A 20,390-nucleotide genomic window follows, 5' to 3' on the forward strand; every position below is an offset into this window, starting at 1 on the left:
AGAAGGAGCGATAACGTTGAGAAATCTACTGGTAACAACCGCAGCAGGTGTATTGATTTTTACTGCCGGAGGATTTGCAGGTACAGGTATATTTCAGCCGGATGAAGAAGAAGTAAATGCTGAAACAGGGTCCGGGCAGATGCACCGGCAGTATTTGAAGACGGATGCAGTCGGAACTTTTCCGGAATTCAGCGTGCTGGATGAACAGATTGATGCGGATGATTACGAAATGCAAATTGTTGAGGATAATGAACATATCCGTGTAATCATCCTGAATGATGAAGATGGAAATGGTCAGTTCAAGAGTGTTTATGTGAAAGATACAAATGTACTTAAAATAATCGATTTCGATCAGGGGATGGTTTTCAGAGGGACAATCAGCTAGTCAAAAAAACGGTGCAGCATTTTGGACTTTTTAGCAGGATGCTGTGCTTTTTTTGACCTCGGAAGTTTGTGATGTGATATGATAGCAATAATGGGGTGATGGACATGAAAAGTGCGGTAATGGCAAACTATTTTCAGCAGTTGGAGCAACAGCGTGCGTCATTTTTCAGCAGTGAAGGGATTGATTTTTCCAGAGTGTTTATACGTCCTTTTCCTGATAAATGGTCTGTTGGTGAAACGGTATATCATTTGATGCTGATGACCAAATTTTTTCGCAAGTTTTCAGGTGTTTATATTCCAGCGGCAAAACCTGTTGCTTGTTTGCGCAGGAAGAGGCCGTATAAAATGGCAATACATAATATTTACCGGGAATATACCGAAAAGAAAAAAAGGCCAATGAACGCCCCGAAAATAATTGTACCGCCTCCAGGTGTGGCAGATAAATATAATTTTGATCAAATAAAAGAAATGCTTGAATTGGAGACGGTTAAACTGCGAATGGACGTCAATCATATTGAGCAGGATGTTGCTGGGCAAATCTATTATCCCGACCCAATTGCTAATTATCCCAACTTGTTGCAAAGCGTGCAATTACTGGCGATTCATGAACAGCATCATTTTAATCTGCTGAAAAAATATGAATCTATGTTTTAGCGCCATCGCAGGGCAATACGTAGTTTACAGCATTCCAGTTCATCCACCTGTGAACTGAACGACATGGATAGTCCATCTGGATTAAAATCTATATCCACGTCGGAAGTAATACCTGTTGTTTGGATTAATCGTTCGACCTCTTCCATATCAGATGCCTGTGCTGCATACATTAATTCCGCGCCGAATGACTCCGAATCGGCAAGCTGGTTGAGGACGGTACCGGCATCTTCCATGAGGCTTTTTGTTTCATTTGCGGATTCATACAAAAGTGCCGCATCAACATCAGGATATTGCTGTCTGGGCTGGTGGTGCGGGCTATTTGGGCAGGAAGGATTTTGGCAATAGAACGGAACATATGAAAAATACATTTTTGGATTCACTCCTTCTCGTCAAACACTATTCATTCATTGTATGCGTCTGTGCTTGTTTGAGGGAACATAATGTGAATTGGAGGGAACAATTTGTTAACGGTTGAACTCATCGTCCTGTTAGTTGTCTTATTTGTTGCGGCGCTTGGCGGTACGGTTTTTGTTTTCAGGCATGAAGAAAAAAAGATGAAGCAGTATGAGGAAGAAGGGGACACAGTTGAAAATGAATTACAGCGCTCACGTGAATATGAGACACAGTCGCTGAAATCAAATGTACCGAGACTGCTGTGGATTTATGCAGTGACGATTTTCCTGGCGCTCATTGCCTTTTTAATTTATGTTTTTGGCAGTTAAGTAAAAATACATTCTCACTGTATAAGCGCAACTATGACATTCCCCACGTTTTCTAAATTTTGTCGGAGGTGGCAATGCATGATAAAAGCTATTCTGTTCGACTTGGATGATACCCTGCTTTGGGATAAAAAAAGCGTGGCAATAGCTTTCCGGAAGACCTGTGAAGTGGCAGGTCAAAAGTATGGTGTTTCCCCTGTCAAGCTGGAGAATAACGTTCGTGAACAGGCAAGGCTACTTTATGAATCATTTGAGACATATCCGTTCACACAAATGATTGGTATCAATCCTTTTGAAGGTTTGTGGGCAGATTTTTCTGATGCAGAAGCGAGTTTTCAAAAATTGAGCGAACTTGCTCCTGCATATCGAAAAAAAAGCTGGACAAGAGGTTTACATGAGATGGGGATTGATGATCCGGAACTCGGAGCAGAATTGGCAAGAACTTTTCCGGTTATGCGCAAGAAGAATGCGTTCGTCTATCCAGATACATTTTCCGTTTTGAATCAGTTAAAGGACAATTATGAATTGCTGCTGCTAACAAATGGAGCGCCATCATTACAGGAGACAAAATTGGAACTGACCCCCAAGCTGAGAAATTATTTTGATGCTATTGTCATTTCCGGTGCATTTGGAAGAGGGAAGCCGGACGTTTCGATCTTTGAACATGCGGTTGGTTCGATGAACGCTGAAAAAGATGAATTGCTGATGGTTGGTGATAATTTACATACTGATATTCTTGGTGCATCCAGTGCAGGAATTGCTTCCGTTTGGATCAATCGGGATGGAAAAGCGGCCGAAGATGTGCAGCCAACATATGAAATTAAGAAGCTGGAGGATTTGTTGCCACTGCTGGAATCTTTGAAGAAGAGATAGTCTGGCATTTGGCCCTTGAATTTGTTTACTGATATCAACCGCACAGACGAATAGTTGCTATCATTTTGGTAAAAAAAGCCGGCGGGTCCACTCGCATTGCAGAACCGCCGGAATATATTATAAATCTATCGCGGTAACATCGTTAATTTCATCCAGTTCATGCAGCTGGTCAAGCAATTCCTGTTCTGGATGTCTGTCAATGGTCAGCATCATGATGGCATCGCCGCCGATATCAGACCGGTCGACTTGCATGGTGGCAATGTTGACCTGATTTCTGGCAAGCATGCTTCCCATTTTACCGATGACACCGGGCTGGTCCTGATGATGGATGACAACGAGATGTCCAGCTGGTGTGAAGTCAACACTGTAATGATCGACTTTTACAATGCGTGGTCCAAGGCCGTTCAACAATGTTCCTGCAACACTTCTGACAGCAGATTTTGTTTTCACCTCGACCGTCAGCAGATTTGTGAATCCTTTTGCCCGGGATGTTTTGTTTTCATGGACAGATATACCTTTTTGCTCCGCTAGAAAAAGGGCGTTTACATCATTAACATGGTCACCAAGATGACGTTGCAACAGGCCTTTTACCGTGTTTCTGGTTAACGGCGCGACTTCGAGTTCGTTTAAATCGCCAGCATAGTAAATGTTTACTTCCTCGATCACTTCATCTGCCAGGTGAATGAGAAAGTTCCCGAGTTTTTCCGCCAGCATGAAGTAGGGTTCGATTTTATACATGATTTCCTGTGGAACGGACGGGAGGTTCACAGGGTTTCGTACGGAGTCACCAGTTAAGAATCGGATTACATCCTGGCACACATCAACGGCCACATTTTCCTGTGCTTCGACAGTGCTTGCGCCTAGATGTGGTGTTGCGATCACTTCCGGCAATTCGAGAAGCTTATTATCCAAAAATGGCTCCTCTTCAAAAACATCCATGGCAGCACCGGCTACTTTTCCGGATTGAATGGCTTCGTACAGCGCATCCTCATCAATAATTCCACCACGGGCGCAATTAACAATCTGTACACCGTCTTTCATCATCTGGAATGCTTCTTTATTAAGCAAGTGCTTCGTCTCTTTCAGCAACGGGGTATGTACCGTTATAAAATCTGCTTCCCTTAGTACATCCTCCACAGTACCAAAGCGGATTCCCAGGTTGTCGGCTTTTTCTTCGGTTAAAAACGGGTCATATGCGATAATATTCAAACGCTGCCCTTTGGCACGTGATGAAACTTCTGTGCCTATTCTTCCCAGCCCGATAACGCCGAGTGTTTTATTCTTTACCTCGACACCGACGTATTTTTTCCGGTTCCATTCGTTATTTTTTAAGGCATTAAACGCCTGGGGAATATTCCGCGTCAAAGACATCAGCATTGCCATCGTATGCTCGGCTGCGGAATTGGTGTTCCCATTTGGTGCATTGACAACAATGATTCCGCGCTCTGTGGCAGCATCAAGGTCAATGTTATCAACGCCGACACCTGCCCGCCCGATTATTTTCAGATTATCGGCATGTTGGATGATTTCGCGGGTCACCTTCGTTTGACTTCGTACAATAAGACCGTCAAACTTACCGATTCGTTGGATCAGATCGGCATCCGTTAAGTCTGTATTCACCTCGATGTTTATGTCCTCCGACTCGCGGAGTGGCTGAACACCATCTTCACTTAATGGATCAGCTATCAACACATTAAAAATCACGTAATCACATCCATTCCAGATAAGTTTTCTGTGCTGCCTTCGTTCCGGTTGCGGTTTCGGTTTCACCGCTGATTTTTTGAACCCCAATTTCGATGAGGCTGATTGTTTGCAGGACATTTGCAGGTGAGCAGTATCCCATATGGCCAATCCGGAAAATATCGCCTTTCATATGCTGCTGACCGCCTGCAAGATCGAGACCGAATTCAGCTTTAAGTAATTTTCGCATTGCGTCTGGATCAAAATTTTTCGGCTGAACTGCAGTTACGGTTGGGGAGGCATCCTCGTCACTTGCTAGAAGTGGAATATCCATTGCCCGAAATGCGGCTCTGGTCATTTCTTTCATTAATAGATGCCGATTGAAAACCTGTTCCAATCCTTCATTGTTAATACGATTCAGAACCTGCTCCAGTCCCATTAACAGTGACAGTCCCGGGGTAAACGGCGTTGAATCATCTGCCAGTTTGTCCCGGTATTTGACAAGGTCTAAATAAAAAGGACGAGCTGAATTTTTTTCGATTACGTTCCAGGCGGTTGGACTTACTGCAATAAAACAAAGTCCGGGCGGCAGCATCATCGCTTTTTGTGAGCCTGTTAAAAGCACATCAATGCCCCAATCGTCCATTTTTACATCGGCACCGCCAATCGCAGAAACTCCATCCACGATAAATAAACCATCCGTGTGAGTATGTACTGCCTCTGCCAGGTCCTGTATCGGGTTCAAGACACCTGTTGAAGTCTCGCAGAACGTGGCAAATACAGCTTTAATATTGGGATGTTTTTCAGCATACTTCCGTACTATATCAGGAGACACGGCTTTTCCCCATTCGACATCATGGCGGATAACATTTAGCTTATGGTTATCGCAAATTTTGGCAAATCGTTCGCCGAATGCACCTGTTACCAATACCAGAACCTTTTCGCCGGGACTGACCGTATTAACAACAGCCGCTTCAAGTCCGGCTGTGCCGCTTGCGGTCATCATTAAAACATCCTGTCCGGTTCCAAATACCGATTTTAGCCTTGATTTTAGCCGCTGCAGTAATTGTTTCGTTTCAGAGCCCCGGTGTCCGATCATCGGCTGATTCATGGCCTGTTGAACGCTTGGAGGGATTGGAGTGGGTCCGGGGATTCGAAGCAACTGATCTTCAACTGACATAATTTCACCTTTTTTCCTGAATTGTTTCCGTTTAATATACGTAATGTTAAAAATATTGTCAACACTGGAAAACGCTTTCTTTTAAAATTTCTCTCTTTAATTTATGTTCTGTTTATGATAGTATTTTCTCTTGTACCGAAAGAATTCGAAATCAAATGATCTACAAATAGATGAAATCTTAGTTAAAGAAGGAAGAAGGTTTTAGAAATGGTTGCTGAGCAATCAGAAGGTAATCTAAATATTAACAAAATACCACTTATAGCTGTTCTGCTGTCAGGTGCATTTGCGGCGATCTTGAACCAGACGCTGTTGGCGACTGCACTGCCGCATATCATGGCAGATTTGCATTTGGAAGCTAATTTGGCACAGTGGCTGACATCAATATTTATGCTCGTAAATGGCATTATGATTCCGATTACCGCATTTTTAATCGGACGCTATACAACAAGGGCATTATTTTTGACTGCGATGGGTTTGTTTGCTGTCGGTACACTGATTTGTGCAGTGGCACCCAACTTCGCGATGCTGATGGTGGGGAGAATTATCCAGGCTTCAGGTGCCGGAATTATTATGCCACTGATGCAAACAATTCTGTTTCTTATTTTCCCGGTGGACAAACGTGGTACTGCGATGGGGATGTTTGGAATGGTGATTGCATTTGCACCGGCAATTGGCCCGACCTTATCCGGTTGGCTGGTTGAAAGTTTCCCATGGAGAAGTCTTTTTTATGTGATTTTTCCAATCGTTGTTATTGATTTTATTATCGCTTATTTTGTGCTGGTAAATGTGACAAAGAGAACGTTTCCTAAAGTTGATATTTTGTCCATTATATTATCTTCACTTGGGTTTGGCGGTTTACTTTACGGATTCAGTGTGGCGGGAAGCGGATGGACAAAGCTTAATGTAGTGATTCCGTTAATCCTTGGTGCGCTGACATTAACCTGGTTTATTTTGCGGCAACTACGCCTGGATGAGCCGATTCTTGAGTTCCGTGTGTTTAAAATAAAAATGTTTACACTTACCACTGCCCTAGGAATGCTGGTATTTATCGCAATGATTGGCGCAGCAACTGTTCTGCCGCTGCTGATGCAAAATATGCTAGGGTACAGCGCACTTGAATCAGGGCTGATGCTTTTGCCTGGTGCGCTATTAATGGGGCTGATGAACCCGATTACCGGAAGATTGTTTGATAAGTTCGGGGCCAGATGGCTGGCGATTATCGGATTGACTATTGTTACGGTTACAACATTCATGTTTACGATATTAACTCCTGAGACATCGTTTACGTATCTGGCCGTCATGAATGCGATCAGAATGTTCGGGGTAGCAATGGTCATGATGCCGGTCACCACGGCGGGACTTAACCATTTACCAATGGACTTAATTCCACATGGTACGGCAATGAATAATACGATGCGTCAGGTCTCCGGTGCGGTCGGAACGGCGTTGCTTGTTACGGTGATGACCAATAATATCATTCCGGATGAAGGGGTGGCTGGCATGGTGCATGGTGTCAATGTATCATTTATTGTTGCTGGTATATCGGCTATTATCGGTCTTATTCTTTCATTCTTCATTCGCAATTCCAGACCGCAAAGCACAGCTGCAGAAAGTTAATGAGAAAAAATGCCAAGGGGCTGCCCCCTTGGCATTTTCTTTTATTCATTCTCAAGATGAATGGACTCCTGCATGGTGACAGTCTCGCTTGTTGGATCATGTCCCATTCTCAGATCGTCGTTTGCAAGAACAATGATTTTTCCTGATTCAATATCTGTTTCAAATTTTTCCGCTTGTGTCTTCGATAGTCCCAACTCAACTAATCGATCATGGAAGTTAAACTCTGTTTCCTCTTCATCGACAAACATGTGCTTGATTTTACTGAAAAACGATTCTTCATGTTCATTCTCCGCATTGCTTTCTACATTTGCATCTGTCCATTTTTCCAGTCGCATTGATAATGTTTTGTTTGCCAGGATGGTGATGTTTTCCGCTTTGAATCCTTTTAACGTCATGATGTCTACAGCCTTTATGACCTCTTCTTCCGAGTCATACGGTCCATAAATTTCGTTAGCCATCGCCACACCTCCTATCGGAAAAATTACATGTGCCATATATTTGTTTTATGTGAATTTTCCCGGAAAAATGTTTTTTGAAACAGAGACAGATTTTTGTCATGAACCATAAGGCTTTGTGTAGACATCAAAAAGCTGTTCAAACTTTTCCAGAATTGCGAGTGCGACCAAACCGTTTCCTTCCGCAGATTTCGGATAGCCGAGCGGGATGGTGCGTCTTACAAGCTGGGCATATAGTTCAGTTTGAGTCAGACGACGGTCAAATCGCTTCTCTGCCACATTAATGATTAATGCAAGAGATCCGGATACGTGTGGTGTTGCCATGGAGGTGCCGGACAGTTTCGCGTATTTGCCATCTTTGTAGGTTGATAGAATGTTAACGCCAGGTGCTACCAAATCAATTTCATCGTTTGTGTTACTGAATGGAGCAATTTTCCTGCTGAAATCAATGGCACCAACCTGAATCACTTCATTATAGGACCCGGGAAAGGCAGATTCATCGGTGTTTGCCCGGTCATCACCGCTGTTCCCAGCTGCACAGATGACTGGAATTCCTGCATCAACCGCTTTTTTGACTGCATCATAAAGTTCCGGAACATCTTCAGGTCCGCCGAGCGACATGGAAATTGCCCGGGTTTTTTCACCGTTTGGCCCCTCCCAGTTCACTGCATAGTTAATGCCGTCAATAATCCATTGGTAATCTCCGCTGCCTTCTCCGGTTAAAACTTTGACAACCAGCAAGCTTGCTTCTGGAGCAACACCGGAAATCCCGTCTTGGGATGAGTACGCAGCAACTGTTCCGGATACGTGTGTTCCGTGGCCGTTATTGTCATCATAGTTGGTTGAATCGCCCTCATAGTCTGATGTGAAGTTTTTCCCGTCAATAATTCGATCTTTAAGATTCGGGTGATCAATCTGACAACCGGTATCAATAACTGCTACCACATTTCCTTTCCCTTTGCTGGCCTCCTCCCAGATATCGGGAGCCTGGATCATCTGAACACCTTCAGGAATATCCGCTGCAGATTCATAGACTTTGTCTACCTTGTGGGGGATTAAATGAATTTTGCTCATTACTTGTTCCTCCTTTATTAAAAGATATGCAGGAAGTTAAAACTTTCGCAGTTAACAAGTCCATTACCCTTCCATAAAAATGTAAAACGATTAAAAATACCTATTTTTGTATAGGAAAAGGAAGGGTATTTTGGTGGAGTTTATTTATTTGCCGTATTTTATTCAGTGGAGCTGTCATAGTAAATGCGAGCATATAAAGGCTGAAAGCGAGCATATATGCTTCACAAACGAGCATATGTTAAATCGCCCGCTTTTTCAGGGTGAACACCTGACGCGCTTTTGCAGGAAACTTTATGCTAAAATTGGAAGAAACAGATTCGGTTAATTGGAGGCTAAGCAAATGGAATTCGTATCGATTGACTTTGAAACTGCCAATGAAAAGCGGAACAGCCCCTGTGCAATAGGGATTGTTTTCGCCAACGAGAATGGTATAACAGATGAATACTATAGTCTGATTAACCCGATGATGCGCTTCAGCTCGTTTAACAAACGCATACATGGGATCACAGAAGATGATGTTGCAGAAGCTCCAACATTTGCTGAATTATGGCCGAAACTGGAAAGTCATCTTGCAGGCAAAATGGCAGTTGCACATAATGCCAGCTTTGATATGAGTGTTATCCGCGCCACACTTGATTATTTTAACCTGGTGTATCCGGATATGGACTATTTATGTACGGCGAATATTTCCCGGAGTATATGGCCGCAGTTGTATAATCATAAATTAAATACAGTTGCTGCGCGTCTCGGTATTACATTCGACCATCACCACGCTCTGGAAGATGCTCGTGTTGCAGCAAAAATATTTATGAAAGCTTTTGAGACATATGAGACAGCTGAACTGGATATATTTCTAAAGAAGTGTAATATGTCAAAAGGAAAAATTTATGAACGGGGATATGTTCCGCCGAGAGTGAAGCGGAAGCAGGGTAGCACAAAGCTCTATCTAAAATAAGGGAAGGGGTTTTATCACAATGAAAATACTTATTATTGGTGCAAGTGGAACCATTGGCAGGGAAATTACGTATGAACTGGAGAGGAATCATGAGATCATCCGAGCGGGAAGAAATGGTGCCGATGTTCAGGTCGATAATACATCCGCTGAAAGTATCCGGAACATGTATGAAAAGGTCGGTAAAGTGGATGCTGTAGTCAATGCATCCGGAGGGGCAAACTTTGCATCTGTTTCCGAGCTGACACCGGAGCTGAATGAAAAAGGAATTGAAAGCAAGCTGAAAGGACAAATTAATTTGGTACTACTTGGGATGGATTATGTGAATGACGGCGGCAGTTTCACCTTGACAACCGGTGTGATGATGGATGATCCGATTCCAATGGGTGCATCCGCTGCAATGGCCAACGGCGGTGTCAAGGCGTTTATTAAGTCTGCATCAATCGAAATGCCGCGTGGGATTCGTATTAACAGTGTGAGTCCGAATATTGTTGAGGAGTCATGGGAGCGGATTGGCCATTTATTTGCCGGGTTTAATCCGGTTCGGGCTGATAAAGTGGCCCGTGCATTTGTAAAAAGCGTGGAAGGCCGGCAAACCGGACAGAATTATGAAGTATACTGAGGAGGGAAAAGTGTGGCAGCAATTCAATATGAAATCGTCGAAACAATTGCAGTACTTTCCGAATCACCTAAAGGGTGGACTAAAGAGTTAAACTTAGTCAGTTGGAACGGCCGTGATCCGAAGTATGATCTGCGTGATTGGGCTCCTGATAAAGAAAAGATGGGAAAAGGTGTTACACTGACATCTGAAGAATTGTACAGTCTGAAAGAGGCACTGAATGAGATGGATTGACAGGGCAACTGATACTGGGAATCCTTTGTAAATAGTGCATCTAAATCAGGATTTACTTACGGCTTATTGACGTTGTATAGTAGCAGTAATACATATCAACAGGAATGAATGGAGGACATGGAAGTGAATGCAAAACGATGGATCGCACTTGGAGTGGCGGTTGCTTTATTTGTTGTATCAATAGGGTTTCAATTTTTCTCAAGTCTGGCTGCAGCAGACTTTGATTCAATGTTTGAGGTCCCGACTAATCAGGAGTTTACGGAAAAAGTTATCGAACAGGGATCAGGAAATAAAATCGCCGTGCTTGAACTGCAGGGTGTGATACAGGACAGTACAGGCGGATCACTGTTAAATTCGGGCGGCTACAATCATGATAAGTTCATGAAAATGCTTGAAACTGCTGGTGAAGACAGCAGTGTTTCCGGCATTATTTTACGAATCAATACGCCAGGTGGCGGTGTCGTCGAAAGTGACGAAATCCATGATTTAGTCGTTGAAATAAAGAAAAAACATAGTAAGCCAATTTATGTTTCAATGGGGAACACCGCAGCCTCAGGCGGATACTATGTTTCTGCAGCGGCTGACAAAATTGTTGCCCATCCTGCAACACTGACCGGTTCGATCGGGGTTATTATGCAGAGCATTAACTATGCTGAATTTGCCAATAATCATGGCATTAAATTCAATACCATCAAGAGTGGACAATTTAAAGATATTATGTCACCAAGTAGAAAGATGACCGATAAGGAACGTGATATTCTGCAGACGATGATTGATGGACTTTATGCTGATTTTGTCGAAGTCATTGTTGAAGGACGCGATATGTCGGAACAAAAAGTGCGTGAACTGGGAGATGGACGTGTTTACACAGGTCAGCAGGCCAAAAATAATGGATTGGTTGATGCGCTTGGTTCGTTGGATGACACAATTGCCATGATGGAAAAGGACAATGACTGGTCCAATGCAAAAGTTGTAAAATATACAACTGGTTTTCAGTTCAATGAGTTTTTGGGTGGAACCATGCAAAGCATGTTTGGCGCCAGAACAGATCTCTTCGGCCTGACCGAAATATTGCGTGAATCCGATGGCCCTCGTGCCATGTATCTATATTCAAAGTAAAGGGGGTGCCGTTTGATGAGTGAGGAACAAGTAACCTATAACACAACAGATGAATTTGATCGAAATTATGCCGGCTTTTGGATGCGTTTCTGGGCGTATCTGGCTGATTTGATAATCGTATTCAGCATAAACGGCATCCTGCTTCTGCCATTTAAGTTTATCAATGGCGGTGAAGCAATTGATGTCGGATTTTGGACGGTGGCAGGCAGTTTGGGTGCAGTTGTTTTTTATCTGTACTTTTTGCTGATGACAAAATGGTTCGGGCAGACATTAGGTAAAATGATCTTCGGCCTGCGGGTCGTCCGGTCAGATGAGGGACCATTGGGCTGGAGTGACCTTTTGTTTAGGGAAGTCGTCGGCCGGTTCATTTACCGTGTCTTCTTTATATTAAGCATATTGTATTTTGTTGTTGCCTTCACCCCGCAGAAACAGGGGATACATGATATGATCGGCAGCACACGGGTAGTTTTTGACAGATGAAGGTGTAAGCCCGGGCAAACTGCTGTCCGGGCTTTATAACTAAATAAGGGGGAGGAAAAATTATGTCGGGTGAAGAAGCGGCTATTCTTGCTGCATTTGCAGGCATCCTGATTATTATTGGTCTGATTATACTTGTTGTTGCAGTTATTTTGTACATTCTCATGGGGATTGGTTTGTTCAAGATTGCCAAACGGGAAGGAAAAGGGGATATTGCCTGGATGGCATGGGTGCCGATTGTCAACATGTTCCTGCTGACCCAGCTCGTTGAACAGGATGTACATGAATCAATGCGCGGGAAATTTACTTTGATTTATGGTCTGGCCTTTGCTGCCTCTGTAGCACTGTATTTTTTTATTCCATTTATTGGGTTTATTTTGAGTGTGCTGCAAATCTACGGTTTTTATTTTATTATTCAACGATATTCCAAAAATGTTACACTGCACCTTGTTTTGGTAATTATTACAGGGATGGCTGCCATGCCAATCCAGCTGTTTATGTTTCGAAACCGTGAACCGATCGATATTGGGGATAATATCGTGTTTACTGAATAAAAATTTGTGTAGAATCAGATGGCATGTTATAATATAACGAAATAATAAGGAATCACATGTTACTGACAGGATCAGGCATGGTGGTATTGAAAGAGGGGAAACGACCGTCTTCATACTGCCATGCCTTTTTGTTTCACATCAGGAGGAGATGTTACGATGTTCAAAAATTTATTCGGAAAGAAAGAAGTATCAGTGGCTGCACCGATGAATGGCAATCTGGTGCAATTATCGGATGTTCCGGACCCGGTTTTTAATCAGAAGATGATGGGGGATGGGATTGCCATTCAACCGGATGATGGGAAAGTTGTCGCACCGGTTGACGGAGAAATCATCCAAATTCCCGAAACAAAACATGCTATCGGACTTCGGACAGCGGATGGAGTGGAAATACTAATCCATATAGGTCTCGAATCCGTCTCCCTTAAAGGTGAAGGCTTCACAGTAAAAACCGAAGTCGGGAAAAGTGTATCAACCGGTGATGAACTGCTCGAATTTGATCTGGAGTATGTGCGTGAACATGCGGCAGATACGGTTACGCCAATTGTAATTACGAATAGTCAGGAAACAGAAAAGACGTTTGTCATGACAGAAGAAAAATCGTGCAAAGCGGCAGAAACGGTCATCATAACCTATAAATAGCGGAAGCCGATCTGCCAAAGGATGGAGCCCTGCAAATGAAAATTAAAAAAATCCTGAACAATAACGCGGTCATTGTCGTTGATGATGGGGAAGAAAAGATTGCAATCGGCAGTGGAGTAGCCTTCAATAAGCGAAAGAAAGATATATTGAACCAATATAAGGTGGAGAAGCTGTTTGTCCTGAAAGAAAATGAAAAGCTTCAGCAGCTGTTACTTCGAATACCTGAATCACACTTCACCGTCTCAGAACAAATTATGAAGTATGCAGAAGAATGGCTTGGAACCGAACTGAATGAACATATTCGTGTCCAGCTCGCCGATCATATTTCGTTTGCAATCGAGAGGGAACAGAATGGCATCCATCTTAAAAATAAATTATTGCGGGAGATAAAGGTTCTTTATCCAGAGGAGTTTCAAATTGGCTTGTGGGCAGTCAGGCATATTGAAGAACAGTGCAATGTTCAGATGGCAGAAGATGAGGCAGCGTTTATCGCATTGTATATCCACACGATGAAGATGCAAGGAGGTGATGTGCATCAAACGGTCAGACAGACGACGATGATTCAGGATATGGTGCAGACCATCAGGGATTATTTGAATATTGAAATCCAGGAATCGGATATATCTTTTGAACGTCTTGTAACCCACCTGCAATTTGCTGTGACGCGGGCAAAAAGTTATGACAGTCATGTGATGGACAAGGAAATGTTCAACATGATCAGAACGAAATACAGTTCTTCTTTTCAATGTGCGAAGGAAGTGGGAGCACAATTAAAAACCTCTTATAACCTCACACTGCCGGAAGAAGAACTTGGCTATATTACACTTCATATTGAACGGCTGCGAACACTTTAGAAACTTTGAAAACGAATTCACATTTATTACGTTTGGAGGAATACGACATGATGAAATATTTGCAGAATCTGGGCCGCTCCCTGATGCTGCCTGTTGCCGTATTGCCGGCAGCAGCTATTATAGTGGGGATAGGCAATTGGATAAATGCATTTGATGAAGGGAATATTATTGCGGTATTTTTACAAAATGGCGGTAATGCAATCTTAACGAATTTAGCCGTTTTATTTGCAGTGGGTGTTGCAATTGGGATGTCGAAAAATAAAGATGGTGCCGCAGCGCTAAGTGGACTTGTTGGTTTCCTTGTTACAACGAATATGCTTAGTACAAAAGGTGTAGCAGGATTAAAGGGTATCGAACAAGCCAGTGTTGATGCTGCGTTTGGCAATATTGAAAACGTGTTTATCGGGATTTTATCCGGGTTGATTGCAGCGGCACTTTATAATCGAGTTAGTCATGTTAAACTGCCGGATGCTTTTGCATTTTTCAGCGGTAAACGTCTGGTTCCGATTACTACTGCGGCGGTTATGCTTCTGATATCAGCTGTTTTGCTCTTTATATGGCCTTTTGTTTATAATGCACTGGTTAGTTTCGGTGAGGGAATCAGTAATTTGGGTGCAATCGGAGCTGGATTGTATGGTTTCTTTAACCGTCTATTGATTCCGACAGGTTTACACCATGCTTTAAACTCAGTATTTTGGTTCGATGTTGCCGGAATAAATGACATTGCTAAATTTTGGACAGGCGAAGGAGAACAAGGAATTACAGGTCGCTATTTGGCCGGCTTTTTCCCTATTATGATGTTTGGTCTGCCCGCAGCCGCTTTGGCAATGTATCATACGGCAAAAACGAAGCGCAAAAAGCAGACTGCTTCACTGATGATGGCAGCAGGCTTTGCGTCATTCTTTACAGGTGTAACTGAACCGCTTGAATTTTCGTTTATGTTCCTTGCACCTGCATTATATGTTGTACATGCATTGTTAACAGGCTTGTCTTTATTTATAGCTGCATCTTTTCAGTGGATCGCAGGGTTTACTTTCAGTGCAGGGCTTGTCGACTATACGCTAAGTTTCGTAGCACCAATGGCACAACAGCCGTATATGCTGGTTGTGCAAGGCCTGGTATTTGCGGTTATTTACTACTTCCTATTCCGTTTTCTGATCGTAAAATTCAATTTGAAAACTCCAGGACGGGAAGATGATGCGGACTTGGAGACAGAAGAAGCGGATGCTGTTGAACCCGCTGATGCCACTGAGAAATCTTCAGGTGGAAAAAGTGAGACAGCAGTTATGGCAGAAAAAATTTATGATGGTCTTGGCGGTGACGAAAATGTGCTGACCGTTGATAACTGCGTATCGCGGTTGCGTCTTGAAGTAAATGATATGGACAAGGTGAACGAAGAAAAAATTAAAGCAACAGGTGTACCGGGTGTGAATGTTGTCGGCAAGCACAATATCCAGGTTGTGGTTGGAACACAGGTACAGTTTGTAGCGGATGAAATCAGGAAGATGCGAAAAGAAGAGTAATTTTTATCCGGGAACGGGGCAGGACGCCCCGTTCCTGGTTTTTATTTTGTTTGCTTTGTACCTTTATCTGAATTAAAATAAAAGATAGAAAATTCAGCGCATAAGTCATCAAAATTCATTTAAGGAGTGGAGACATGAAGGCGGATACAAATGTACATGATGATTTGAACAGGATGTTGAACCGGGCTCGCAGAAATACATTGGGAGATTTGCTGGCAAGAACCCGCGACCGGATGCCGGAGAAATTTGCACTGGCATATGGTACCCAGCGGCTCAATTATGCTGAACTGGATGATCTCGTCAATCAGACCGCACATGCTTTTTTAGATGATGGGATGCAGAAGGGCGATATGATTACGGTTATGTCGAAGAACAGCTTGGATTTCGTTGTGGTTAATTTTGCGTTAGCGAGGGTTGGCGCAGTAATGATTCCAATCAATTATATGCTGACTGGTGAAGATGTTGCGTATATTCTGGAGCATGCAGAAGTAAGTGGGTTTGTGGCGTCAGAGGAATATGCTGGTGTTTTGGACAAATCTGCAGGCAGACTGGATATTAAGTTCCGTTATTTGATGGATGCAATCGGTACATATGACGGAGATCTTGCAGCCTGGACAGCATTGTCAGAAGCGCGGGATGGACATCCGGTTGATTTTGTCGATGCTGACCTGAATGATGATGACCTTGCCCATGTGCTGTATACCAGTGGAACGGAATCACGGCCCAAGGGGGTTATGCTCTCGCACAAAAGTTTAATCAGTGAATATGTAAGCAGTATTGTTGATGGAAATATGGCAGCGGAAGATGTGGCAATTCATGCTCTCCCACTTTATCACAGTGCACAACTTCACGTTTTTTTGGGACCAAGTGTGTATGTAGGGTCAAGCGGAATTGTATTGGGAGCAGCAAGTCCAGAACTTATTTTGAAAACAATTGAAGAAGAAGGTGCAACACAATTGTTTGCCCCGCCAACCGTATGGATTGCGCTGTTACGAAATCCTGATTTTGACAAACGCGATTTATCCACACTTGAAAAATGCTACTATGGTGCAGCCATTATGCCGCGTGAAATATTAAAAGAACTGGCGGAGCGCCTGCCGAATGCAAAGTACTGGAATTTTTACGGTCAGACCGAGGTAGCGCCGCTTGCGACAGCACTGCAGCCGCATGATCAGCTCCGTAAATTAGGTTCGGCTGGTGTACCGACCTTGAATGTGCAGACAAAAATTGTTGACGAACAGGATAAGGAAGTGGAACGCGGGGAAATTGGCGAAATTGTACACCGGACTCCACATACGATGAAGGGCTATTTGCACGATCCGGAAAAAACGGCTGAAGCGTTCCGTGACGGCTGGTTTCACAGTGGTGACTTGGGTGTGATGGACGAGGAAGGCTATGTAACGATCATTGACCGCAAAAAGGACATGATTAATACAGGGGGGGTTAATGTGTCCAGCCGAGAAGTTGAAGAGACCATTTACCAGCTTGATGGTGTGTCGGAAGTCGCCATTATTGGTATTCCTGACGCATACTGGATTGAGGCGGTAACTGCAATTATTGTTCCGAAAGAAGGTACAAGATTGTCCGGAGATCGCGTCATGGAATTTTGCCAGGAGCGTCTGTCAAAATTCAAAGTGCCCAAGTATGTCGATTTTGCTGATGAACTGCCGAAGAATCCGAGTGGAAAGATATTGAAACGTTCGTTACGGGATCAATACGAGCATTTAGCTGGGAAATAGTGCAGGTGTGAGAGGTTATCGATGAAGTGTCAGAGTTTCTAATTCGAGTGCTAGAAGTTCACAGTAGAAGTGCTAGAAGTTCACAATATAAATAAAAACGCCTTCATGCTGGCATAAAATTTTCAGCTTCCTGAGATACTATTGACTGGAGGTGTTTCAGATGGCTGAAAACGATAAGGTCAGAAGTGATAAAAGGGTTAAATCGAGTGTCAATCCTCAGGGAATGAGTGAAGATGAGCGCGAACAGCGGCCAGAATCACAGTTGGAACAGCGTGCAAAAAAGAAGAACACAAAAATTTAAGGATGAACAGAAGCGGATTCAACATGATCAGCGCAGCAGGAATATGAATCGCCCCATTGAAAACGTTTGCAAAAATAGGATTTTATTCCCATTGCAATTTCGGGATAATAGGTTTAAGATAAAAATAAGCTGCAATGTACGTATTAAACTAAGTTTTAACCTCTAACAGATGAATAGGGAGTTTTATATCGGAGCTCTAATGTCGTGCCTCGAACCAAGTGGAAGACAGGAAGGTTTCTGCAAACACCCACTTTGCGAAGTGGTGGTTTAAAACTTTTTATGAAAAATACGGCAATTGTGGCTGTTACCTTTTAAAATAACAGGTCAGTTTCCTCACGGGAGCTGGCTTTTTTGTGTTCCAGGATGTATCACTTCGATGGAATATTTATATGATTTATTCTATAATTTGGTATTAAGGAGGCCTGATATGAAAAATTCGAGCAGATTTATAAAATTTATTGGCGGACAGGATTTGCTGTTTGGATTAATTCTGTTAGTGTTGGCCGGCATTGCCATATTTATTTTTAATCAGGTTCAATTTATATTTGATCCGTTAATAATTGTACTATCAACGGTTGTACCGCCAGTGATCCTTGCGTTTATTGCATATTATTTGCTGAACCCGATTGTAAATCTTCTGGAACGTGTACATATAAGCCGAATATGGGGAATCCTTATCATTATTCTGGGTATCAGCGGGTTGATTACGGGGCTTGTTCTACTGATTGCTCCAGCGGTTGAATCACAAGTTAAAGATTTAGCCGAAAAATTCCCATCGTATCTCGAACAAATGGCAAACGGGTTTCAATCATGGATTCAAAGCTCATTTTTGGCACCTTATTATGATCAGGGCTATTCATGGCTGACGAACCATCTAAGTGACATAACAAGTAAAATTGGTGACTACCTCGGTGGCGCAATCAAGGGAATACAAGGCATTGCCAGCGCATTGACCAGTATCGTGGTAGCAATCATCACGTTTCCCTTCATTTTGTTCTTCCTGCTTAAAGATGGAAATCAATTTAAGCAGTATTGTTTGAAGCTATTGCCGCCAAAATACCGGAAAGATGCCGATCAGATCCTGAACAATATGGATGTTCAAGTCGGCTCTTACATTCAGGGGCAAATAATTGTGGCACTCTGTATCGGTACATTATTATTTATCGGTTATTTGATAATCGGACTGGACTATGCGATAACCTTGGCAATTATTGCTGCCGTTACAAGTGTTGTTCCGTATCTGGGACCAATCATCGCAATCACACCAGCGATAATTATTGCATTGGTTGCTTCACCAATCATGCTATTGAAACTGGGAATAGTATGGGCGGCTGTGCAGTTCCTTGAAGGGAATTTCATTTCACCGAATATAATGGGCAGAACCTTGAGTATTCACCCACTCACGATTATTATTGTTCTGTTGGCAGCGGGAAATTTATTTGGAATTGTTGGTGTGATTCTCGGTATACCGGGATACGCGATTATTAAAGTGATAACTGTATACATCTTTGGGAAATTCAAAGCGCGCTATAACCGTTTTTACGGTGAAGAATATGGATATTATGAAAAAAAATGATGTGCGATTAAACAGGCGTCCAGCCACGGGTGGCAGGTCGCCTGTTTTAAAATTAAAACATTGTAAGGGTCATAAAGTTTACCTTATGTATGAAGGGCATTTTTCTGTACGGATGATTTTTGTAAACCATGCAGGAAGCTGTACAGTGCAGCATGATTTCTTTCAGTTTCCCGGTAGCCTTGGCGGTATAAAGCCTCCAGCTTGTGATGATTTTTTTCAATCCTGCTTGCCTGCAGTGGATCTTTCGGCTGGATAATAAAGACTTCATTTCGTTGTTGCATAGCAGTTAATTTTTTCATGGTTTCATTATAAAGCAAATGCCTGTCATGCAACAGTCGGATAAGTTCCGGATTATTTTTGAAAACCCGTTTGAAAAACCAATTCAATTTTGTCGGCTTTTTAATATAGCCTTTATTGCGGGTAAGAATGACAACATGCTTTTTAATGCCTCTGTCAAGCAAAGGTGCAATTGGTATCGGATTAGACACGCCCCCGTCAATTAATTGGTTTCCGTTATATTCAATGCTTGGGGCTAAAACCGGTAATGAACAGGAAGCTCTGATAATCGTTGAAAGATCCTGCTGTTTTTGGAATGTATCATGAAAAATCGGTTTTCCGGTATTTATATCGGTGGTGCCGATGATAAACCTGGAACTTGCTTCACTGAAAGCCTGGAATTCAAGCGGAAATGTTTGATTTGCCAACTTGTCGAAAATATAATCCATACTAAACAGTTCTTTTTTCTGTAACAGTCGTTTGATGGATATGGCCTGTTGATTTTTACCAATGGCATGAAGCAGCTTCGCGTTCCGGTCACGCTGCCTGGCAATATAGGAACTTCCTATTAATGCACCGGCTGATGCAGTTGCAACATAAGGGAATTCAATCTTCTGATCAAGAAAGTAATCCAGTACGCCGATTGTGAAAGCACACCGCATACCTCCACCCTCCAGCATTAGGCCAGCCTCGTATTCCAAAATACACACTTCCTTTTTCTACTATAAGAAAAATTATATCAGTCACACATCAGGTCAACAATTTTTATGACTGAAGTACTTTTTGAAAAACATCCAAAATGGAACTTATTTCACTAAATGGACGCATATCAAACAGCGATGGGAACATGCTGCTGTTCGTTAAAATAATTGTACAGAGCTGTCATGAATA

General features: G+C 42.8%; 23 protein-coding genes and 1 other RNA gene. 18 read left to right on the forward strand and 6 right to left on the reverse strand.

What is annotated here, in order from left to right; translation table 11 throughout:
• The first annotated feature begins 16 nt into the window (after positions 1-16).
• Together ABD010_RS04780 and ABD010_RS04785 are read left to right on the forward strand one after the other, a co-directional pair.
• Positions 17-385 (forward strand): hypothetical protein, encoded by a 369-nt coding sequence (locus ABD010_RS04780; RefSeq protein WP_343810729.1) that lies wholly within the window; start codon positions 17-19, stop codon positions 383-385.
• A gap of 104 nt (positions 386-489) precedes the next feature.
• Positions 490-1,038 (forward strand): DinB family protein, encoded by a 549-nt coding sequence (locus ABD010_RS04785; protein ID WP_343810730.1) that lies wholly within the window; start codon positions 490-492, stop codon positions 1,036-1,038.
• Here ABD010_RS04785 and ABD010_RS04790 read toward each other — a convergent pair.
• Positions 1,035-1,406: a YuzC family spore coat inner layer protein gene (locus tag ABD010_RS04790; protein ID WP_343810732.1), complete on the reverse strand. Its 372-nt coding sequence runs from the start codon at positions 1,404-1,406 to the stop codon at positions 1,035-1,037. The two genes, ABD010_RS04785 and ABD010_RS04790, sit on opposite strands and share 4 nt — an antisense overlap.
• Before the next feature lie 93 nt (positions 1,407-1,499).
• On the opposite strand from ABD010_RS04790, the gene ABD010_RS04795 reads away from it, so the two are divergent.
• Together ABD010_RS04795 and ABD010_RS04800 are read left to right on the forward strand one after the other, a co-directional pair.
• On the forward strand, positions 1,500-1,760 hold the full coding sequence (locus tag ABD010_RS04795; RefSeq protein WP_343810734.1) for a hypothetical protein: 261 nt from the start codon (positions 1,500-1,502) through the stop codon (positions 1,758-1,760).
• Positions 1,761-1,838: 78 nt separating this feature from the next.
• Positions 1,839-2,630 (forward strand): HAD family hydrolase, encoded by a 792-nt coding sequence (locus tag ABD010_RS04800; RefSeq protein ID WP_343810736.1) that lies wholly within the window; start codon positions 1,839-1,841, stop codon positions 2,628-2,630.
• A gap of 117 nt (positions 2,631-2,747) precedes the next feature.
• Here the strand turns inward: ABD010_RS04800 and serA are convergent, their stop codons facing one another.
• Positions 2,748-4,334, reverse strand: coding sequence for a phosphoglycerate dehydrogenase (gene serA, locus ABD010_RS04805; RefSeq protein WP_343810738.1), 1,587 nt, complete (start codon positions 4,332-4,334; stop codon positions 2,748-2,750).
• A 4-nt stretch (positions 4,335-4,338) separates the two neighbouring features.
• Entirely contained in the window at positions 4,339-5,490 is a 1,152-nt protein-coding gene (locus tag ABD010_RS04810) for a pyridoxal-phosphate-dependent aminotransferase family protein (protein WP_343810740.1), read from the reverse strand.
• 207 nt (positions 5,491-5,697) lie between these two features.
• Between ABD010_RS04810 and ABD010_RS04815 the strand changes: the two genes are divergently transcribed.
• Positions 5,698-7,107 (forward strand): MDR family MFS transporter, encoded by a 1,410-nt coding sequence (locus ABD010_RS04815; RefSeq protein WP_343810743.1) that lies wholly within the window; start codon positions 5,698-5,700, stop codon positions 7,105-7,107.
• Between the two features lie 41 nt (positions 7,108-7,148).
• Here ABD010_RS04815 and ABD010_RS04820 read toward each other — a convergent pair whose 3' ends face one another.
• Together ABD010_RS04820 and ABD010_RS04825 are read right to left on the reverse strand one after the other, a co-directional pair.
• Positions 7,149-7,565, reverse strand: a complete 417-nt coding sequence (locus ABD010_RS04820) for a YflT domain-containing protein (RefSeq protein ID WP_343810745.1) — start codon at positions 7,563-7,565, stop codon at positions 7,149-7,151.
• A 96-nt stretch (positions 7,566-7,661) separates the two neighbouring features.
• Positions 7,662-8,636, reverse strand: coding sequence for a S8 family peptidase (locus ABD010_RS04825; RefSeq protein WP_343810747.1), 975 nt, complete (start codon positions 8,634-8,636; stop codon positions 7,662-7,664).
• A gap of 340 nt (positions 8,637-8,976) precedes the next feature.
• On the opposite strand from ABD010_RS04825, the gene ABD010_RS04830 reads away from it, so the two are divergent.
• From ABD010_RS04830 to ABD010_RS04890, 13 genes are all read left to right on the forward strand, one after another.
• A complete protein-coding gene (locus tag ABD010_RS04830; RefSeq protein WP_343810749.1) occupies positions 8,977-9,591 on the forward strand; it encodes a 3'-5' exonuclease in 615 nt (204 codons plus the stop codon).
• A gap of 19 nt (positions 9,592-9,610) precedes the next feature.
• Positions 9,611-10,210 (forward strand): short chain dehydrogenase, encoded by a 600-nt coding sequence (locus ABD010_RS04835; RefSeq protein WP_343810751.1) that lies wholly within the window; start codon positions 9,611-9,613, stop codon positions 10,208-10,210.
• A 12-nt stretch (positions 10,211-10,222) separates the two neighbouring features.
• Positions 10,223-10,441: a YdbC family protein gene (locus tag ABD010_RS04840; RefSeq protein WP_343810753.1), complete on the forward strand. Its 219-nt coding sequence runs from the start codon at positions 10,223-10,225 to the stop codon at positions 10,439-10,441.
• Between the two features lie 123 nt (positions 10,442-10,564).
• Positions 10,565-11,560 (forward strand): signal peptide peptidase SppA, encoded by a 996-nt coding sequence (gene sppA, locus ABD010_RS04845; RefSeq protein WP_343810755.1) that lies wholly within the window; start codon positions 10,565-10,567, stop codon positions 11,558-11,560.
• A 15-nt stretch (positions 11,561-11,575) separates the two neighbouring features.
• Positions 11,576-12,040 (forward strand): RDD family protein, encoded by a 465-nt coding sequence (locus ABD010_RS04850; RefSeq protein WP_343810757.1) that lies wholly within the window; start codon positions 11,576-11,578, stop codon positions 12,038-12,040.
• 62 nt (positions 12,041-12,102) lie between these two features.
• Complete coding sequence (locus ABD010_RS04855; RefSeq protein WP_343810759.1) at positions 12,103-12,591, forward strand: hypothetical protein; 489 nt, start codon at positions 12,103-12,105, stop codon at positions 12,589-12,591.
• A 156-nt stretch (positions 12,592-12,747) separates the two neighbouring features.
• Positions 12,748-13,230, forward strand: a complete 483-nt coding sequence (locus ABD010_RS04860; protein ID WP_343810761.1) for a PTS sugar transporter subunit IIA — start codon at positions 12,748-12,750, stop codon at positions 13,228-13,230.
• Positions 13,231-13,265: 35 nt separating this feature from the next.
• Complete coding sequence (locus ABD010_RS04865; protein ID WP_343810763.1) at positions 13,266-14,084, forward strand: PRD domain-containing protein; 819 nt, start codon at positions 13,266-13,268, stop codon at positions 14,082-14,084.
• Positions 14,085-14,131: 47 nt separating this feature from the next.
• Positions 14,132-15,607 carry an N-acetylglucosamine-specific PTS transporter subunit IIBC gene (gene nagE, locus ABD010_RS04870; RefSeq protein WP_343810765.1) on the forward strand — a complete coding sequence of 492 codons (1,476 nt, stop codon included), beginning with the start codon at positions 14,132-14,134 and terminating at the stop codon, positions 15,605-15,607.
• Between the two features lie 134 nt (positions 15,608-15,741).
• Positions 15,742-17,346 carry a fatty acyl-CoA synthetase gene (locus tag ABD010_RS04875; protein WP_343810767.1) on the forward strand — a complete coding sequence of 535 codons (1,605 nt, stop codon included), beginning with the start codon at positions 15,742-15,744 and terminating at the stop codon, positions 17,344-17,346.
• Positions 17,347-17,506: 160 nt separating this feature from the next.
• Positions 17,507-17,647: a small, acid-soluble spore protein L gene (gene sspL / locus ABD010_RS04880; protein WP_343810769.1), complete on the forward strand. Its 141-nt coding sequence runs from the start codon at positions 17,507-17,509 to the stop codon at positions 17,645-17,647.
• A gap of 123 nt (positions 17,648-17,770) precedes the next feature.
• Positions 17,771-17,955: non-coding RNA, 6S RNA (gene ssrS / locus ABD010_RS04885), on the forward strand.
• Between the two features lie 119 nt (positions 17,956-18,074).
• Positions 18,075-19,223 (forward strand): AI-2E family transporter, encoded by a 1,149-nt coding sequence (locus ABD010_RS04890; RefSeq protein ID WP_343810771.1) that lies wholly within the window; start codon positions 18,075-18,077, stop codon positions 19,221-19,223.
• 83 nt (positions 19,224-19,306) lie between these two features.
• Here the strand turns inward: ABD010_RS04890 and ABD010_RS04895 are convergent, their stop codons facing one another.
• Positions 19,307-20,179: a patatin-like phospholipase family protein gene (locus ABD010_RS04895; RefSeq protein WP_343811046.1), complete on the reverse strand. Its 873-nt coding sequence runs from the start codon at positions 20,177-20,179 to the stop codon at positions 19,307-19,309.
• Positions 20,180-20,390 lie beyond the last annotated feature (211 nt).

The organism is Virgibacillus siamensis (assembly GCF_039522605.1).
In the GTDB taxonomy this organism is placed as follows: Bacteria; Bacillota; Bacilli; order Bacillales; family Amphibacillaceae; genus Lentibacillus; species Lentibacillus siamensis.

Bases quoted from the DNA above. Each gene is read 5' to 3' on its own strand.
- ABD010_RS04785 (WP_343810730.1), top strand. From the start codon at position 490: ATGAAAAGTGCGGTAATGGCAAACTATTTTCAGCAGTTGGAGCAACAG.
- ABD010_RS04790 (WP_343810732.1), bottom strand. From the start codon at position 1,406: ATGTATTTTTCATATGTTCCGTTCTATTGCCAAAATCCTTCCTGCCCA.
- ABD010_RS04800 (WP_343810736.1), top strand. From the start codon at position 1,839: ATGATAAAAGCTATTCTGTTCGACTTGGATGATACCCTGCTTTGGGAT.
- ABD010_RS04810 (WP_343810740.1), bottom strand. From the start codon at position 5,490: ATGTCAGTTGAAGATCAGTTGCTTCGAATCCCCGGACCCACTCCAATC.
- ABD010_RS04815 (WP_343810743.1), top strand. From the start codon at position 5,698: ATGGTTGCTGAGCAATCAGAAGGTAATCTAAATATTAACAAAATACCA.
- ABD010_RS04820 (WP_343810745.1), bottom strand. From the start codon at position 7,565: ATGGCTAACGAAATTTATGGACCGTATGACTCGGAAGAAGAGGTCATA.
- ABD010_RS04825 (WP_343810747.1), bottom strand. From the start codon at position 8,636: ATGAGCAAAATTCATTTAATCCCCCACAAGGTAGACAAAGTCTATGAA.
- ABD010_RS04830 (WP_343810749.1), top strand. From the start codon at position 8,977: ATGGAATTCGTATCGATTGACTTTGAAACTGCCAATGAAAAGCGGAAC.
- ABD010_RS04835 (WP_343810751.1), top strand. From the start codon at position 9,611: ATGAAAATACTTATTATTGGTGCAAGTGGAACCATTGGCAGGGAAATT.
- ABD010_RS04850 (WP_343810757.1), top strand. From the start codon at position 11,576: ATGAGTGAGGAACAAGTAACCTATAACACAACAGATGAATTTGATCGA.
- ABD010_RS04855 (WP_343810759.1), top strand. From the start codon at position 12,103: ATGTCGGGTGAAGAAGCGGCTATTCTTGCTGCATTTGCAGGCATCCTG.
- ABD010_RS04860 (WP_343810761.1), top strand. From the start codon at position 12,748: ATGTTCAAAAATTTATTCGGAAAGAAAGAAGTATCAGTGGCTGCACCG.
- ABD010_RS04865 (WP_343810763.1), top strand. From the start codon at position 13,266: ATGAAAATTAAAAAAATCCTGAACAATAACGCGGTCATTGTCGTTGAT.
- nagE (WP_343810765.1), top strand. From the start codon at position 14,132: ATGATGAAATATTTGCAGAATCTGGGCCGCTCCCTGATGCTGCCTGTT.
- ABD010_RS04875 (WP_343810767.1), top strand. From the start codon at position 15,742: ATGAAGGCGGATACAAATGTACATGATGATTTGAACAGGATGTTGAAC.
- sspL (WP_343810769.1), top strand. From the start codon at position 17,507: ATGGCTGAAAACGATAAGGTCAGAAGTGATAAAAGGGTTAAATCGAGT.
- ABD010_RS04890 (WP_343810771.1), top strand. From the start codon at position 18,075: ATGAAAAATTCGAGCAGATTTATAAAATTTATTGGCGGACAGGATTTG.
- ABD010_RS04895 (WP_343811046.1), bottom strand. From the start codon at position 20,179: ATGCTGGAGGGTGGAGGTATGCGGTGTGCTTTCACAATCGGCGTACTG.